The sequence below is a fragment of the Mesorhizobium sp. LNHC221B00 genome, from assembly GCF_000502935.1.
GTDB classification, from domain to species: Bacteria; Pseudomonadota; Alphaproteobacteria; order Rhizobiales; family Rhizobiaceae; genus Mesorhizobium; species Mesorhizobium opportunistum.
Window position 1 is genome coordinate 1 of the sequence record NZ_AYWR01000049.1, and the last position, 15,534, is coordinate 15,534.

Annotated in this window: 14 protein-coding genes; 8 read left to right on the forward strand and 6 right to left on the reverse strand. The window is 64.7% G+C overall.

The window, feature by feature from the left end; genetic code table 11:
• Positions 1 to 90: 90 nt before the first annotated feature.
• Together X741_RS137005 and X741_RS137000 are read right to left on the reverse strand one after the other, a co-directional pair.
• The gene (locus X741_RS137005; RefSeq protein WP_023780900.1) at positions 91 to 1,461 is read right to left on the reverse strand and encodes an ATP-binding protein; all 1,371 of its coding nucleotides are present in this window, start codon (positions 1,459 to 1,461) and stop codon (positions 91 to 93) included.
• Positions 1,458 to 2,141, reverse strand: a complete 684-nt coding sequence (locus X741_RS137000) for a winged helix-turn-helix domain-containing protein (protein ID WP_023780901.1) — start codon at positions 2,139 to 2,141, stop codon at positions 1,458 to 1,460. Before X741_RS137000 ends, X741_RS137005 begins: the two co-directional genes overlap by 4 nt.
• A 410-nt stretch (positions 2,142 to 2,551) precedes the next feature.
• On the opposite strand from X741_RS137000, the gene X741_RS136995 reads away from it, so the two are divergent.
• Positions 2,552 to 3,187, forward strand: coding sequence for an isoprenylcysteine carboxylmethyltransferase family protein (locus tag X741_RS136995; RefSeq protein WP_023780902.1), 636 nt, complete (start codon positions 2,552 to 2,554; stop codon positions 3,185 to 3,187).
• A gap of 18 nt (positions 3,188 to 3,205) precedes the next feature.
• On the opposite strand, the gene X741_RS136990 is transcribed toward X741_RS136995, so the two are convergent.
• A complete protein-coding gene (locus X741_RS136990) occupies positions 3,206 to 3,691 on the reverse strand; it encodes a hypothetical protein (RefSeq protein WP_023780903.1) in 486 nt (161 codons plus the stop codon).
• Positions 3,692 to 3,907: 216 nt separating this feature from the next.
• Here X741_RS136990 and X741_RS136985 point away from each other — a divergent pair, with 216 nt between their 5' ends.
• Positions 3,908 to 4,273, forward strand: coding sequence for a RidA family protein (locus X741_RS136985; protein ID WP_031250770.1), 366 nt, complete (start codon positions 3,908 to 3,910; stop codon positions 4,271 to 4,273).
• Positions 4,274 to 4,301: 28 nt separating this feature from the next.
• A complete protein-coding gene (locus tag X741_RS136980) occupies positions 4,302 to 5,534 on the forward strand; it encodes an amidohydrolase/deacetylase family metallohydrolase (RefSeq protein WP_023780905.1) in 1,233 nt (410 codons plus the stop codon).
• 68 nt (positions 5,535 to 5,602) lie between these two features.
• On the opposite strand, the gene X741_RS1000000171605 is transcribed toward X741_RS136980, so the two are convergent.
• From X741_RS1000000171605 to X741_RS136965, 3 genes are all read right to left on the reverse strand, one after another.
• Positions 5,603 to 6,154 carry a CatB-related O-acetyltransferase gene (locus tag X741_RS1000000171605; RefSeq protein ID WP_023780906.1) on the reverse strand — a complete coding sequence of 184 codons (552 nt, stop codon included), beginning with the start codon at positions 6,152 to 6,154 and terminating at the stop codon, positions 5,603 to 5,605.
• Between the two features lie 135 nt (positions 6,155 to 6,289).
• On the reverse strand, positions 6,290 to 8,086 hold the full coding sequence (locus tag X741_RS136970) for an NAD(P)/FAD-dependent oxidoreductase (RefSeq protein ID WP_023780907.1): 1,797 nt from the start codon (positions 8,084 to 8,086) through the stop codon (positions 6,290 to 6,292).
• Positions 8,087 to 8,284: 198 nt separating this feature from the next.
• Positions 8,285 to 9,229 carry a MurR/RpiR family transcriptional regulator gene (locus tag X741_RS136965; RefSeq protein ID WP_023780908.1) on the reverse strand — a complete coding sequence of 315 codons (945 nt, stop codon included), beginning with the start codon at positions 9,227 to 9,229 and terminating at the stop codon, positions 8,285 to 8,287.
• A 313-nt stretch (positions 9,230 to 9,542) separates the two neighbouring features.
• Here X741_RS136965 and X741_RS136960 point away from each other — a divergent pair, with 313 nt between their 5' ends.
• The 5 genes from X741_RS136960 (at position 9,543) to X741_RS136940 (ending at position 15,395) form a co-directional block, all read left to right on the forward strand.
• A complete protein-coding gene (locus X741_RS136960) occupies positions 9,543 to 10,376 on the forward strand; it encodes an ABC transporter ATP-binding protein (RefSeq protein ID WP_023780909.1) in 834 nt (277 codons plus the stop codon).
• Entirely contained in the window at positions 10,373 to 11,227 is an 855-nt protein-coding gene (locus X741_RS136955; RefSeq protein WP_023780910.1) for an ABC transporter permease, read from the forward strand. Before X741_RS136960 ends, X741_RS136955 begins: the two co-directional genes overlap by 4 nt.
• A 64-nt stretch (positions 11,228 to 11,291) precedes the next feature.
• The gene (locus tag X741_RS136950; protein WP_031250773.1) at positions 11,292 to 12,455 is read left to right on the forward strand and encodes an ABC transporter substrate-binding protein; all 1,164 of its coding nucleotides are present in this window, start codon (positions 11,292 to 11,294) and stop codon (positions 12,453 to 12,455) included.
• A 200-nt stretch (positions 12,456 to 12,655) separates the two neighbouring features.
• Positions 12,656 to 13,744: a Gfo/Idh/MocA family oxidoreductase gene (locus tag X741_RS136945; RefSeq protein ID WP_023780912.1), complete on the forward strand. Its 1,089-nt coding sequence runs from the start codon at positions 12,656 to 12,658 to the stop codon at positions 13,742 to 13,744.
• A gap of 208 nt (positions 13,745 to 13,952) precedes the next feature.
• Entirely contained in the window at positions 13,953 to 15,395 is a 1,443-nt protein-coding gene (locus tag X741_RS136940; protein WP_023780913.1) for an amidase, read from the forward strand.
• The last annotated feature ends 139 nt before the right edge of the window (positions 15,396 to 15,534 follow it).

Consider the following 15,534-nt stretch of genomic DNA (forward strand, 5'->3'; position numbering starts at 1 on the left):
TAAGTGACAAAACTGTTCGCGATGTCCTCGCACACCTGTTCGCGATGTCCCCGGTCCAAACAGGGGGGAGATCGGCTGCGACTTCGCCGGCTAATCCATTGCCAAGGGAAAACTCACCACCACCGCCAGCCCAGGCCGACAATCCTCCAGTGCTATCGATGCCCCGTGCAGGTCGGCGATAGCCCTGACCAGGCTGAGGCCGAGGCCGCTGCCTGGCGTCGAGCGGCTGTGGTCCAAGCGGTAGAGCCGCTGGAACACTTTTTCACGCTCCTCGGCCGGGATGCCCGGTCCATTGTCGGCGACGCTGCCGACGACATGTCCGCCCTGGCGCGCCACCGACAGCTTGATCGTCGTTCCCGGCGTGCAATGGCGCAGCGCATTCTCGACCAGATTGGCGAACATCTGCGTCAGCAGCTCGCGATCGCCATGGATGCGGTCCGCCCCCTCCCGCGGCTGCACCAATGACAGCAACTTGCCGTCATCCTCGGCGACGTCGGCATAGATCTCGGCGATGGTTTCCAGGATCTCGCCGAGATCGACATCAGTGAAGCGCGCCTTGCGCGCGCCGGCCTCGATTTGCGCGATCCGCAACAGCGCGTCGAAAGTCTCGTTGATCTGATGACCCTCGGCGCGCGCGTCCGCCAGATCGCCGGAAACGTCCTGGTCCTGCCCGGCTTTGTCGGCCGCGCTCTCCAGGATCATCTGCAGCCGGTTGAGCGGCGTCTTCAAATCGTGCGCGATGTTGGCGCTGACCTGCTTCATGCCTTCGACCAAGCCCGACAACCGGTCGAGCGCGGCATTGACCTGGATGGAGACGAGATCGATGTCGTCGCCCTTGCCGGTCAGCGGAATGCGGGTGTCCAGCCGGCCATGCGAGACATCGACCATGGTGGCGGCAATGCCGTCGAGACGGCGCTGGACGCGCGAGGCAAGCAGGGCGCCGCCGGCCACCGCCAGGCCGGTGATGATCAGGGTGGCCCAGCCGAAGCTCATCAGCATGATCGTCTTCAGTTCCTCCGTCTCGGAAAGGCTGATGGCGACTGTCAGGGTGTCGTCGCCAAGCGCGCCGGAATAGGCACGGTATTCGGTCCCCTTGGGCAGGCCTGGCATTTCGGCGCCGAACATCGAAAAGCCGTCGGGAAGTCCCGCCGCGGTGAAGTTGCCGGCCAGACGGTTGCCGGCGGCGTCGGTCAGCGAAAACAGCTGCTCCTTCTTCAGGCTGCGCGCGGAGTGGCTTTCGACGGTCTCCACCAGCTCCTTGAGATCCTTGTCCGCATAGGTCGCGGCGATGACCGAGTAGGTCTCCCTGATGGTGTCGTCGAGCTGCTCGGCGAGATCGGCGCTCATCATCTGGTAGACGATGGCGCCCGACAGCACGAAGGCAAGCATGAACAGGAAGGCGAATGTCAGCGCGAGCCGGAACGGCGTGCTGCGCAGCAGGCGGACCCATGTCGCGGTCATGACGAAGGCGATGCGTGCAGGCTGTAGCCGGTGTTGCGGACGGTGTGGATGAGCTGGGTCTCGAACGGCTTGTCGATCTTGGCGCGCAGCCGGCTGATATGGGTCTCGACGACGCTGGTCCTGGGGTCGAAATGAAAATCCCAGACGCGCTCCAGAAGCATGGTGCGGGTGATGACGCGGCCCTCGCCGCGCATCAGCACCTCCAGCAGGCTGAACTCGCGCGGCTGCAGGTCGATCGGCTGGCCCTGCCTGACGACGCGCCGCATGATCAGGTCCATCTCGAGGTCGGCGACCCGCAGAACCGTCTTCTGCTCCTGCGCCGCCGGGCGGCGTCCAAGCGCATTGATGCGGGCAAGCAGCTCGGAAAAGGCGAAGGGCTTGACCAGATAGTCGTCGCCGCCGGCTTCCAGACCTTCGACGCGGTCGTCGATGCCGCCGATCGAGGTGAGGAAGATCGCCGGCGTGCGCACGCCCGCCGCGCGGACCGCCTTGACCAGGGACAGGCCGTCGAGACCGGGGATCATCCGGTCGGCCACGATCACGTCATAGTTGCCGCTGGTCGCCGCGAACAGCGCGTCGTGGCCGTTGCGCAGCAGGTCGCAGACATGCCCGGCCTCGGTCAGCCCCCTGACGATGTAGTCGGCTGTCCTGTGGTCGTCCTCGACAAGCAGAAGTCGCATGGCTGGTCCGGTTGATTGCCGATATCGGGGAGAGGCTATCACCGGCATGGGTCCGTTCCTAGGATGGTCACGCGTTCGGAATGCCTCGGCAGCAAGACCGCGGGCGGCAGTGCCGAGCGAGAGGATGAAACGAAGTCGGAGACCCTGCTGTGTTTCGGTGCGGTGGGGCGGAGCACGGCCGAAATCCCAGGGTCGATGATTGCCGGCCGGAAGCGATCCGGCATTCGACAATAGGCAATCGAGTTCGCGCCAGCCTGTCCGCCGGCATACAATTTCGTAAGAATGGGTGCCGGTCAGCCAAAGGGCCCTTACGAAAGCCGCGTGGTGCGCTGATAGAAAGCCACTGCCTTGTATCCGCCATCAATGGCGTGCCCCAGTGCTCCCGGGCCTGTCGCCCTAGGAAAACACGAATGAGCTACGCTTCCCTCAAGCCGGTCACGGAGGCCTTCGCCCAGCGCAAGCGGCTGATCTTCGTGCGGGCGGCGGCGGTGCTCGCGGTGCTGCTTCTGTTCCTCACCAAGCCGGCGCTGAGCGAAGGCTCGACCGGCCACGAAACGCTTGAATTTCTCGGCTTCTGCCTGGTGCTCGCCTGCGTCGCCGGCCGGCTCTGGAGCATCCTCTATGTCGGCGGCAAGAAGAACGAGGAACTGGTTTCGACCGGGCCGTTCTCGATGAGCCAGAACCCACTCTATTTCTTCTCGACCGTCGGCGCGGTTGGGATCGGGCTGCTCTACGGCTCGCTGGTCGTGGCCGGCGCGCTTGGCGTGGCCAGCTTCCTCATCTTCCGTTTCACGGCGCGCAAGGAGGCCGAATATCTCCTCGGCAAGTTCGGCCCAGCCTATGCCGCCTATATCAAGGCCACTCCCCGGTTCTGGCCAAATCCGCTGCTCTACCGCGACGACGATCAGCTGCAGTTCTCGCCCCGGGCGCTCAAGCGCACATTCTTCGACGGGCTCTATTTCCTCGCCATCTTCCCGGCCATCGAGCTGATCGAGTATTTCAGGCATACCGGCCTGCTGTTCCCGGCTTTCATCACGCTCTACTGATCAGGTGCCGCGGCAGCTTCAGCCGCCCAGCGGATAGGGCATGTAGCCGACGAAGCCCGCGATCTTCCAGCTGCCGTCGACCTTCCTGCAGAAATACAGCGTCTGCCATTTCAGCCGGTCGACACTGCCATCCGCCTTGGCGACGGTGCCGTCGAACTTCTTGTGCAGCACGGCGCGGTCGCCGTCGACATCGATGTCGCGCAAATTGGTGACGCGAAACAGCGCCTCGCGCAGCGGCTCGGCGAATTCCGTGGCCGCCGTCTCCCTGGCCTGGCGCAGCCACTCGTCGCGATAGATTTCCAGCCTGGGGAATTGCAGCCGCCAGGCGTCGGCGTTGGGCAGGAAATGCGCGTGCATGCCGAAGAAGCTTTCGGCGACGAAATCATGTTCGACCATCGGCCAGTCCTGGCCGATGAAGGCGTCGATGTCGCGCCGCACCAGCATCTCCCACAGCGCGTGGCGGTCGGCATCGCCTGGTGGAAACGGGTTCTTGTCGAAGGTCATTGTGGTTTCTCCAGTCGGGAAGGCACGGATCCTTGGCGGTTTCGGGAGCCGCCCGGCGCACGCACGATGCAGGCGCTTCTGTAATAAAGCAACGTGGATTTCGAAGAATGTTGCTTTCCAACAAGGCCTCTATCCGGATCGTCCCGATCGGGGTAAATCTCGGCCAAGGCGACCGCGCCAAAGGCGCGGTGTCGCGTTATCACAGGAGGTCACCCCTTGCCCAAGCAGACTTTTGGAACGTCCCATGTGCCGCTGTCGCCCGCCGTGCGGGCCGGCGACTTCGTCTATGTCTCGGGCCAGGTTCCGGTCGGCAGCGACGGCATCGTGGTCAAGGGCGGCATAACGGAACAGACCGAGCAGGTGCTTGCCAACGTCAAGGCCGCGCTCGCGCTGGCCGGCTGCACCATGGACGATGTGGTGAAGACCACGGTCTGGCTCGAGGACGCGCGCGACTTCGGCGCCTTCAACGCCGTCTACGGCAGGCACTTCCCCAAGGACCCGCCGGCCCGCACCACGGTCGAGTCGCGGCTGATGATCGACATCAAGATCGAAGTCGAGGCCGTCGCTTACCGGCCGGTCTGACAAAGACAACGAAGCGGAGGTTCCCCCAATGCAATTCGACCTCCTGCTGAAGGGCGGACGGCTGATCGATCCGGCGGCTGGCCTCGACGCACCGCGCGACGTCGCCATCGCCAATGGCCGTGTCGCGGCGGTCGATGCCGACATTCCGGCTGATCGGGCCGCACGGATGGTCGATGCGACGGGCTGCATCGTGGCGCCCGGCCTGATCGACCTGCACAGCCACGTCTACTGGGGCGGCACCTCGCTCGGCGTCGATGCCGACCGGCTGGCGGCCAAGAGCGGGACCACGACCTTCATCGATGCGGGCAGTGCCGGCGCCGGCAATTTCCTCGGCTTCCGTCGTCACGTCATGGAGCGTTCGAAGGTGCGCATCCTGGCCTATGTCAACATTTCCTTTGCCGGCATTTTCGGCTTCTCGCAGACGGTGTCGGTCGGCGAATGCGGCGATCTCAGGCTCTGCGAGCCGCGCGAAGTGGTTGCCGCCGCGCGCGAGCACGCCGATGTCGTGGTCGGCGTCAAAGTCCGCTCCGGCAAGCATGCCGGCGGCACCAGCGGCATCGCCCCGGTCGATCTCGCGCTCGAGGCCGCCGACAAAGCAGGCCTGCCGCTGATGGCGCATATAGACGAGCCGCCGCCCGGCCGCTCCGAAGTGCTGCCGCGCCTGCGCCGGGGCGACATCCTCACGCATTGCTTCCGGCCGTTTCCCAACGCGCCGGTCTTCGCCTCCGGCGCGGTGCGGCCCGACATGCGGCTGGCGCGCGAGCGCGGCGTCATCTTCGATCTCGGCCACGGCATGGGCTCGTTCGATTTCGACGTCGCCCGGGCAATGCTCGCCGAGGGGCTGGCGCCCGACGTGATCTCGAGTGACGTGCATCTCTACTGTGTCGACGGGCCGGCCTTCGACATTCTGGTCTGCATGTCGAAGCTGATGGCGCTCGGCATGCCGCTGGTCGAGGTCCTGCGCGCGGCGACGCAAGGGCCGGCGCGGGCGATCGCACGGCCGGACCTCGGCACGCTGGCTGTCGGCACGGTCGGCGACGTCGCCGTGCTCCGGCAGCGGCCGGGCCGCTTCACCTTCGTCGACGCGGTCGGCGCCTCGCTTGTCGCCGACCAGCGGCTGGTGTCGGAAGGCATCGTCATCAGCGGCACATGGTGGCCGAACGAGGCGCCCGACCATGATGAGACGGAGCGTTTCGAGGCGCATCCCGCGCATACGCATGTCGAGGTGGCGGCCCGGCATCTAGGGCATCGGCACGATTGATCCGCCCGCGAAGGCCACGCTGAGTGCAGCGGCTGATTGACCGCCGATACCATTACGCCGGGTCGTAATTACGCGATGCCCGGCGCATTCAAGAAACGCTCGACCCCCATCGCCGTCAAGAGCTCGACACGTTCACCGATCAGGTCGTCTCGCCAATCCCACCATTTCAGTGACTGCAGGCGGTCAATCACCTCTGGCTCGAATCGGTACCGGATGGTGCGAGCCGGATTGCCGACCGCGATGGCATAGGGCGCAATGTCCCTGGTGACGATGCTGCCCGCGCCGATCACCGCGCCATTGCCGATCGTCACGCCGGCAAGGATAATGCAGCGGGCGCCGATCCAAACGTCGTGACCGACCGTGATCGGCCCCTTGCCGGTTGTGCCGGGCGCATTGTGGATCTTCCCGTCCACAAACTGGATCGGATAGGTGGTCGCGGTGTCGAGGCGGTGACCGGCCGCGCAGATGAAGAGAACGCCTGGGCCGACTGAACAGAACGAGCCTATTCGCACCGGCACGTTGCGATGCGGGACGAAGAACGATTCCTTCGTGAGACCGTAAGTGTGGCGACCGATCTCGACACCTGGAAGGGGTGGCAACGGATCCTTCTTCAGGCCCAACCTTATGCGTAACCCTCTTAACCACCCCATCCGCGTTCCTCCCCCGAGTTACGGCCATTGTAGCGGAAATCCTCCTCGCATCTCAGACTTTGCGAGAGATTCGATCCAGATGCTGGTCCAGGGCGCCGGTTCGGTTCAGGTCGGACGCAAAGAATTGCTCGGCTTCCCATAAACCGGGGTTGCGATACCCTCCATCCGGGCCTTGATCTGCAGCGCCACGTATTTCGAATAGAAGCGCGACAGCGCCAGATTGCCGCCGTGGAACCAGAGCGCTTCCTGCGCCGTCGGCTTCCACATGTTGCGCAGCTCGCCTTGCCAGGGGCCGGGATCGCCCTTGACGCCGGAGCCGAGGCCCCAGCAGGGACCGACCTTGTCGGCGACCTCGCGCGAGACGAGTGCCGCGACATTCTCGTTCATGGACTGGTAGCCGGTGCAGGCGACGATGGCGTCGGCCTCGAGTTCGCTGCCGTCCTCGAACAGAATGCCATTCGGCGTCAGCGACTTGATGGCGATACCGCTGCGGATGCCGATCTTGCCTTCGATGATCAGGTCCGAGGCGCCGACATCGATGTAATAGCCGGAGCCGGTGCGGTAGGCCTTCATCAGCAGGCCGGTCTCGTCGTCGCCGAAATCAAGGGCGAAGCCGGCGGCGCGCAGACGGTCGTAGAAGGTGGCGTCGCGCGCCTTGATCACTTCGTAGAGCGCGCGCTGGCCCCTGGGCACCAGTGCGAACGGGGTCGAGGCGACGATCATGTCAGCCTTCTCGGTGGTGATGCCGCGCGCCAGCGCGGTTTCCGAGAAGATCTCGAAGCCGACCTCCATCAGCGTGTCCGATTTGACCACGGTGGTCGGCGAGCGCTGGATCATGGTGACGTCTGCGCCGCTTTCCCAGAGGTCGACGCAGACATCATGCCCCGAGCTTGCCGCACCGATGACCGCAACCTTTTTGCCGCGGAATTTCTCGCCGCTGGCATACTGGCTGGAGTGCAGCAATTCGCCCTTGAACCGGTCGGCGCCGGCCAGATCGATCTTCCGGGGCGGGCCATAGGCGCCGGTGGCGAAGACGATGTGCTTCGGCTTCAGCGTGATCTGCCGGCCGACACGGTCGACCACCACGGTCCACTCTTTCTTGGCCTCGTCATAGGAAGCGCTGAGGCATTTGGTGGCGACCCAGTAGTTGAGCTCCATGACGCGCGTGTACATTTCCAGCCAGTCGCCCATCTTGTCCTTGGGCGTGAAGACAGGCCAGTTCTCCGGGAACGGAATATAGGGCAGATGGTCGTACCAGACCGGGTCGTGCAGCACGAGCGTGCGGTAGCGGTTGCGCCAGGAATCGCCGGGCCGCGCGTTCTTCTCGATGACGATCGTGGGTACGCCGAGCTGCCTGAGCCGCGCGCCGAGCATGATGCCGCCCTGGCCGCCGCCGATGACCAGGCAATAGGGCTGCTCGGATGCGCCGAGCTCGCGCGTCTCGCGCGCCCGCGCCTCCGACCAGGTCTCGCGCTCGGGGTCGGCCTTGTGGCGCACGCCGAGCGGCCGTTCGGCGCCCTTGCGCTCCTCGAACCCCTTGAGATCGGTCATCGCTGTGAACAAGGTCCGGCAACGGCCGTCGCGCAGGCGCACGATGCCCTGTCCCCAGGCCACCGCCGTTTCGAAGCTGAACCACGCCTCGATCGTGCCTTCGTCGGTGGTCGCTTCGCCGGTGAGCTGCCATGCCGCCGGCTTCGTGGTGGCCAGCGTTGCCTCGAGCATGTCGGCGATCGCTTCGCGGCCTTCCATGGTGGTGACGTTCCAGGTGAAGGTCAGCAGATCGCGCCAGTAGCAGTCGTCGACGAACAGGTTGCTTGCTGCCGAAACGTCACCGGCCGCGAGCGCGCGTGCCAGGGATTCGAGCCATGCGGCTGCCTGTTTCGTCGGTGCTATTTCGAGCATGTCTTTTCCTCTTTGTTTCCCATTGGCGCAACTTGGCCTTTCCTTCTCCCCCTGTGGGAGAAGGTGGCCTCGCGAAGCGAGGTCGGATGAGGGGTGCTCCAGCTTGGCGCCGACGGCACTCCGTCACCCACCCCTCAACCGTCCCGGCGCTACGCGCCGATCCACCTTCTCCCACAAGGGGAGAAGGGAAAGTCGCACCTAATCTCCCAGCGGCTCCATCTCCTTGCCGGTGCGATGGATCTGGGCGTTGTACTTGATGCGGCGCACGGTCTCGCGGGCCGAGGCATCGAGCTTGTAGGCCGCGGCGACGGCGAGCAGGTCGATCATGGCCAGAAAGGCATAGCGGGAGGCGGTCGGCTTCAGCGTGTCGGGATATTCCGGCACCGCGACCGTCAGCCTGACGTCGCAGGCGCGCGCGAGCTCCGTGTCGGGCGCGGTCACGCCGACGGCGTTGGCGCGGTAATGCTTGGCGAGTTCGACGGCCTCGATCACCTCGCGCGTGCGCCCGGTCGCAGAGATCGCGATCACCAGGTCGCCGGGTTTCAAGGTCGAGGCGGTCATGCGCATCAGATAGGGGTCGCACTGGGCATTGACCGTGATGCCGTAGCGAAACAGCCGGTACTGGGTTTCCTGCGCCAGCGCCGAAGAGCTGCCGCCCAGCCCGAACACCGTGACCTGGCGCGCCTTGGCGATCAGCTCGGCGGCCTTTTCCAGCTCAACCGGATCGAGCTGCCGCTCGGCCTCCTGCAGCGCCCGGCGCGCCTCGCCGAACACGGCATTCCAGAATGGCATGCCGTTGCCGCTGCCCGGCGCCGGCGACTTGGCCAAATAGAGCGCGCCGACGACGAGGCTCTGAGCCAGCTTGAGCTTGAAATCGCGCACGCCCTCGCAGCCGATGGCGCGGCAAAACCGCGTCACCGTCGGTTCGCTGACCCCGGCGCGCTGGGCAAGGGCGGCGTTGGAAGCGTCGACCGCGTATTTGACATCGTCGAGCACGACATCGGCGACGCGGCGCTCGGCCCGGCGCAACTCGCTGTAGGAATCCTTGACCAGCGAGATGATGTCGGGAATGCGCCTGACAGGCTCGCGCCCATCCTGGTCGTGATCTGGAACAGGCTCTTCGTGGCTGGCAGCTTCGGTCATGAAGTGGGTCTTCCTCCGCCCCTTTGGACCTGACCTCTTATCACGTTTGAACGCTGTCGTTCCATGCGCCCGGCCACGGTGCAACCGTTGCGTGCCGCAAAGGCATGTTCGCGCTCCTCTCGACAAGTATGTAGGAAAGCAACACGGAATTCAAGACGTAGAAAATATTGCAAAAACAAGTCCATAGCCTTTAGGTGGAATTTTGATGATACGGTTGCCACCGCCGGTGCTTGACAGCAAAGTAGGATAGTTACAGACTGATTTTCGGCAGTCCGATGACCATTGGGATCATCACGCAGTCTCCGAGGGGCGGATGAACGCGGGCGAGATAACAACGCCGAAGCTTGGCGTGCAGGCAGCGACCAAGATCTATCACACGGCGTCCGGCGACCTGCTGGCGCTGGACCGCTGCAGCCTCGATGTCCGCGCCAATGAAATCGTCTCGATCGTCGGCCCGTCCGGCTGCGGCAAGACCACGCTTTTGTGGTCGATGTCGGGCCTGCACAGCCTGACCAACGGCGAGATCCGGCTCGACGGCAAAGAAATCACCGGGCCGCATCCCGATATCGGCATCGTCTTCCAGGAAGCAAACCTGCTGCCGTGGCGCAATCTCGACGCCAACATCCGCTTTCCCTTCGAGATCAAGGGCGAGAAGCCTGACCGGGCGTGGATCGCGCATCTGCTCAACCGGGTCGGGCTCGACGGCTTCGGCGGCAAGTTCCCGCGCGAGCTTTCGGGCGGCATGCAGCAACGCGCGGCGATCGTGCGGGCGCTGGCGCTGAAGCCATCGGTGCTTTTGATGGACGAGCCGTTCGGCGCGCTCGACAGCTTTACCCGCGAGGAGATGAACCGGCTGGTCGAGGAGATCTGGCTCGACACCAAGACCACCATCGTCTTCATCACCCACAGTATCGAGGAAGCGATTTTTCTCTCGGACCGGGTGGTGGTGCTGAGCGCACGGCCGGGACGGGTCGCCAAGGAATACCGCGTGCCGTTCCCACGGCCGCGTTCGCTGGAAATCATGGCGACCAAGGAGGTCTTCGACCTCACCAACCGGATCAAGATGGACATTGTCGGCGAGCGCGCCAGGCCGAAGCCGCCGGAACAGGAGCGCACCAGCGCCGAGATCGTGAGGATCAGGCCGTGAGCGACGCCATCCCGGAGTTCTCCAAGTCCAAGTCGGGCGCCAAGTCGGGTGACGGCCACGACGTCAGCCTGACCAATTTGTCGGCCTTCGCCAGCGGTCCCGGCATCAAGTCGGGCAAGGAAGTGGCGGCGATCGTCGCTGTCGCGGTCATTATCATCGGCGGCATCGAGCTGGCGCTGCGGCTGTTCCATGTGCCGCTCTACATCATGCCGCCGCCGAGCTCGATCGCCTATGCGCTGTTCGACGAGTTCCCGCTGATCGCGCCGCATCTCGGCTACACGCTGGTCGAGCTTGTGTCCGGCTTTGCCGTCGGCGCCGTCGTCGGCCTGGTGCTGGCCGCCGTCATCACTCAGTTCCCGTTCGCGGAAAAAATCGTCGCGCCTTACATTTTGCTGCTGGTCACCACGCCGATGCTGGCGCTGGTGCCGCTGCTCATCCTGCGCTTCGGCTTCGGTTACACGCCGCGCATCATCGCGGTGGCGCTGGCCGCCGGGCCGATGGTGATGATCAACGCCGCCACCGGCTTTCGCCGCGTCGACAGCGCCAAGATCGCGCTGGCGCGTTCCTATGGCGCCAGCACCTTGCAGATCTTTTGGAAGATCCGCGCGCCGATGGCCCTGCCGATGATCCTGGTCGGCCTGATGATCGGCGCCATCTTCGGCCTGCTCACCGCGGTCGGCGCCGAGATGGTCGGCGGTGGCTTCGGCCTCGGCAACCGGCTGACCACCTATTCGTCGATGATCCAGATGCCGCAGTTCTTCGCCGTGGTGCTGATCCTGTCGACGCTCGGCATCCTGATCTACGTGCTGTTCTTCCTGATCGGCAAGAAATGGGCGAGCTGGGAGGCATGAGATCTGAAGCAAGACGCCCGGGAGGCGGGCGGCGGACCGACAATCAACAAAAAAGGGGAATGCCATGACCAAAGACAATTTCGTCCAACAGGCGGGAATGAGCCGCCGCACTTTCCTGCAGGTGACCGGCGCCGGCCTGGTGACGGCGACGGCACTTGGCGCCACCGGCTTCAAGGCGCGGGCCGAGGCCTATGGCAAATTCACCTGGATCTCGCCGCGCGGCACGCTCGAAGTGCTCGACGACTACCCCTACTGGGCGGCCAAGAAGGCCGGCTATTTCGACGGGCTGGAGACCGACATGCAGCCGGGGCCGTCGGATGGCACCGCGACGGTGAAGTTCGTCGATGTCGGCCAGGCCGACATGGGCTTCCCGTCGCCCGGCGTGTTCTCCTTCGCCATCCAGAACGGCATGAAGCTGAAGTCGGTGTTCCACATGGGTGCGCGCGACACGTTCAGCATCGCCTTCCGCAAGGGCGAGGGGTCGAACGATTTGAAGAAGCTCGAAGGCAAGACCATCCTGCTCGGCTCCGCCGCCTGGCAGTCGATCACCGATCCGCTGCTCGCCGCGCAAGGCGTCGACATCAAGAAGGTCAAATATGTCGAGGCCGGCTGGCCGACCTGGGGCACGGCGCTTGCCGGTGGCCAGGGCGACGCTGCCTTGTCATGGGAGGGGCTGCGCGCCGAATGGATCGCCAAGGGCCTCGACTTCGAATACTGGCTCGGCGTGAAGAACTCCAAGCTGCCGGCCAACACCTTCGTGGTGCGCGCCGCCGACCTCGAGGATCCGGACAAGAAGGCGTTCCTGGAAAAATACCTGCGCGGCTGGGCGATGGGCCTGGAGTTTGGCTATCAAAATCCACGCGCGGCCGTCGAAGCGGTGTTCGAGCAATTCCCGACACTGGCCAAGAATCTCGGGCCGGAGCTCGGCACCACCTCGATCCTGCAGCAGATCAATGTCTTCCGTGGCGACATGGACAAGCGCGGCGGCTGGGGTTCGCACGACATGGCGAGCTGGCAGGGCTTCTTCGACGAGATCCACAAGATCGGCCAGATCACCAATCCAGTGAAGGCCGAGGATGTCTGCAGCAACGACCTCATTCCCGCGGCCAACGGCTTCGACAAGGCCAAGGTCAAGGCCGATGCCGACGGCGTCAAGCTGTCGGAAGGTTTTGCCGCGCTCGATGTCGAGAAGATAAAGGCGCATCTGTTCGATTCGGCGGTGAAGTGAGGGTCAGCGCCGAGGTGAGCGCCGCCCTTGGCCCGCTTCGCTCGACACCTCTCCCCCGATCGACGGGGGAGAGGAAAAGAGCCAGGCAATGAGCGGTGGCGCTGACCTGAGGTGATTGTCGCGGATAGACATACGAGCGGCAGCCGATCGCCGCGCACATTCAATGAAGAATTGGTCAATGAAGGATTTGGGAGGCTGAAATGGCCGACAAGGTAAAAGTGCTGGTGGTGGGTCTCGGCAATATGGGCGCCTCGCACGCCAGCGCCTATCACCGCTCGGATGGGTTTCAGATCGTCGGCATCATGAGCCGGTCGATCAAGAGCAACACGAAGATACCGGCGGAATTAGCCGGCTATCCGCTCTATGAGGATTTCGACCTGGCGCTGAAGGAGACCAGGCCGGACGCCGTGTCGATCAACAGCTGGCCAAACACGCACGCCGAATATGCGCTGAAGGCGATCGCGGCCAATTGCCATGTGTTCATGGAAAAGCCGCTCGCCACCAACATCGAGGACGCCGAGAAGGTCGTGGCCGCCGCACGGGCGAAGAACCGCAAGCTGGTGCTCGGCTATATCCTGCGGGTCCATCCCTCGTGGATCAAGTTCATCGAGGTCGGCAAGACGCTGGGCAAGCCGCTGGTGATGCGCCTCAATCTCAACCAGCAGAGCAGCGGCACCGCCTGGCACTGGCACAAGAACCTGATCGATTCGCTGATCCCGATCGTCGATTGCGGCGTGCACTATGTCGACGTCATGTGCCAGCTCACCGGCGCCAAGCCGGTGCGCGTGCACGGCATCGGCGCCAAGCTCTGGGCCGAGGCCGACAAGCAGAATTACGGCCATCTGCACGTCACCTTCGATGACGGCTCGGTCGGCTGGTACGAGGCCGGCTGGGGGCCGATGATGAGCGAGACGGCCTATTTCGTGAAGGATGTGGTCGGGCCCAAGGGCGCGGTGTCGATCGTCGCTGGCCAAGCCGCGAGCAATGACAAGGACGCCGAAGTGTCGAACTCGGCCGACATCGACCGCCACACCAAGACCGATGCGCTGAAGATCCACTATGCCTCGGTCGACGGCGACAAGAATTTCTCCAAACCGGACGAGATCGTCAGCATGGAGGACGAGCCCGGCCATCAGGAACTGTGCGACCGCGAGCAGGCGTTCTTCCTGCGCGCCATCCGCGAGGATCTCGATTTGACCGAGCAGATGGATGCGGCGGTCAACAGCCTGCGCATCGTGCTCGCCGCCGAACAGAGCATCGCGCTGGGGCGCACCGTCGAGCTGGCCTGACGTCGCGCTAGCCCCCTCATCCGGCCGCTTCGCGGCCACCTGTGCCGGGGCGAGTCACCGGCCTCGCCCATCCTTCGGACCCCCGTGGGGGAGAAGAGGGAGGCGCCAGCGCGAGACGGTCTCCTCTCCCCTCGGGGAGAGGTCAGCCGAGCGAAGCGGAGGCTGGGTGAGGGTGAGTCACTCAGATCCGACATAAAAGGAGCAATACATGGCCGCCGTCACCGACAGTCTGCTGAAAACCTATGCCGAGTCCGATGCGCTCGACCTGGCGGGACTGGTGCGCGGCGGCCAGGTCTCGCCGGCGGAGCTGGTCGAGGCGGCGATCACGCTGGTCGAGCGGCTCAACCCGGCGCTCAACGCGGTGATCCATCGCCTCTACGACATGGCCCGCGCGCAGGCGCAAACGGTCGACAGATCGGCGCCTTTCGCCGGGGTGCCGTTCCTGCTCAAGGAACTCGCCTCGTCCTGGACTGGCGCACCGAACACCAATTCCTGCTTCTACCTGAAAGACATCGTCGCCGACTTCGACACCGAGGTCGTGCGCCGCATGAAGGCGGCGGGGCTGGTGCTGGTCGGCAAGTCGAACGCACCGGAGAACGGCTGGTCGATCACCACGGAGCCGAAACTCTACGGTACGACGAAGAACCCGTGGAAGGAGGGCATCACGCCCGGCGGCTCGAGCGGTGGCGCGGCGGCGGCCATCGCCGCGCGCATCGTGCCGATCGCCGAGGCCAGCGACGGCGCCGGTTCGATCCGCGTCCCGGCCTCCTGCTGCGGCATCGTCGGCTTGAAACCGTCGCGCGGCCGCGTCAGCCTCGCGCCGTTCGGCGACTACTGGTATGGCGGCGCCTATTTCCTGTGCTGCTCGCGCAGCGTGCGGGACACCGCAGCCTATCTCGACGCGGTATCCGGCGCGCTGCCGGGCGACCCCTATACGCCGCTGGTCCCGGACGGCTCCTGGCTCATCCTGTCGGCGCGGGCGCCGAAGAAGCTGCGCATCGGCTTTTCCGTGACGCCGCCCAACGGCACGGCGATCGACCCGGAGGTGAAGGCGGCGGTGCTGGCGACCGTCGCGATGCTTGAAGGGCTGGGTCACGACGTCGAGGAGCATGACATGCCGTTCGACGCCAATGGCGTCTGGGCGACCTACACCAACATGACCTGCGTGCAGACGGCGGCGACCTTCGCTTACCATGAGACGGTGATCGGCCGGCCGGTAACGCCAGATGACGTCGAGCCGGTGACCTGGGCGATCATCGAGCGCGGCCGTGCGACCAGCGGCATCAGGCACATCAGCGATGTCGAGCAGCTCCGGCAGGTCGGCCGCGACATCGTCGGCGATCTCGGCGCCTACGATCTCTTCATTACGCCGACGCTGACCCAACTGCCACGGCCGTTCGGCTATTACGATATGTCGGAGACCGATATCGACCGCTACAACGCCAAATGGACGGATGCAGTGTTTGCCTTCCCCTTCAACATTTCCGGCCAGCCGGCGATCTCATTGCCGCTCGGCTGGTCGAAAGGCGGCGTGCCGATCGGCGTGCAACTGGTCGGCCGCTATGGCGACGAGGCGACGGTGCTGGCCGCGTCGGCGCAGTTGGAGCAGGCGATGCCGTGGAGGGAGAGGCGGCCGCCGGTGAGTAGTTAGTTGGCTAGGCAATCAACGTCGAGTTCCGTGGCGCCCCCCTCTGTCCTGCCGGACATCTCCCCCTCAAGGGCAGGGGAATCGCACATGAGTACAAACGTACTCTTGTGCGAGGTGTGGAAATCGATTCTGAGGGGACCTC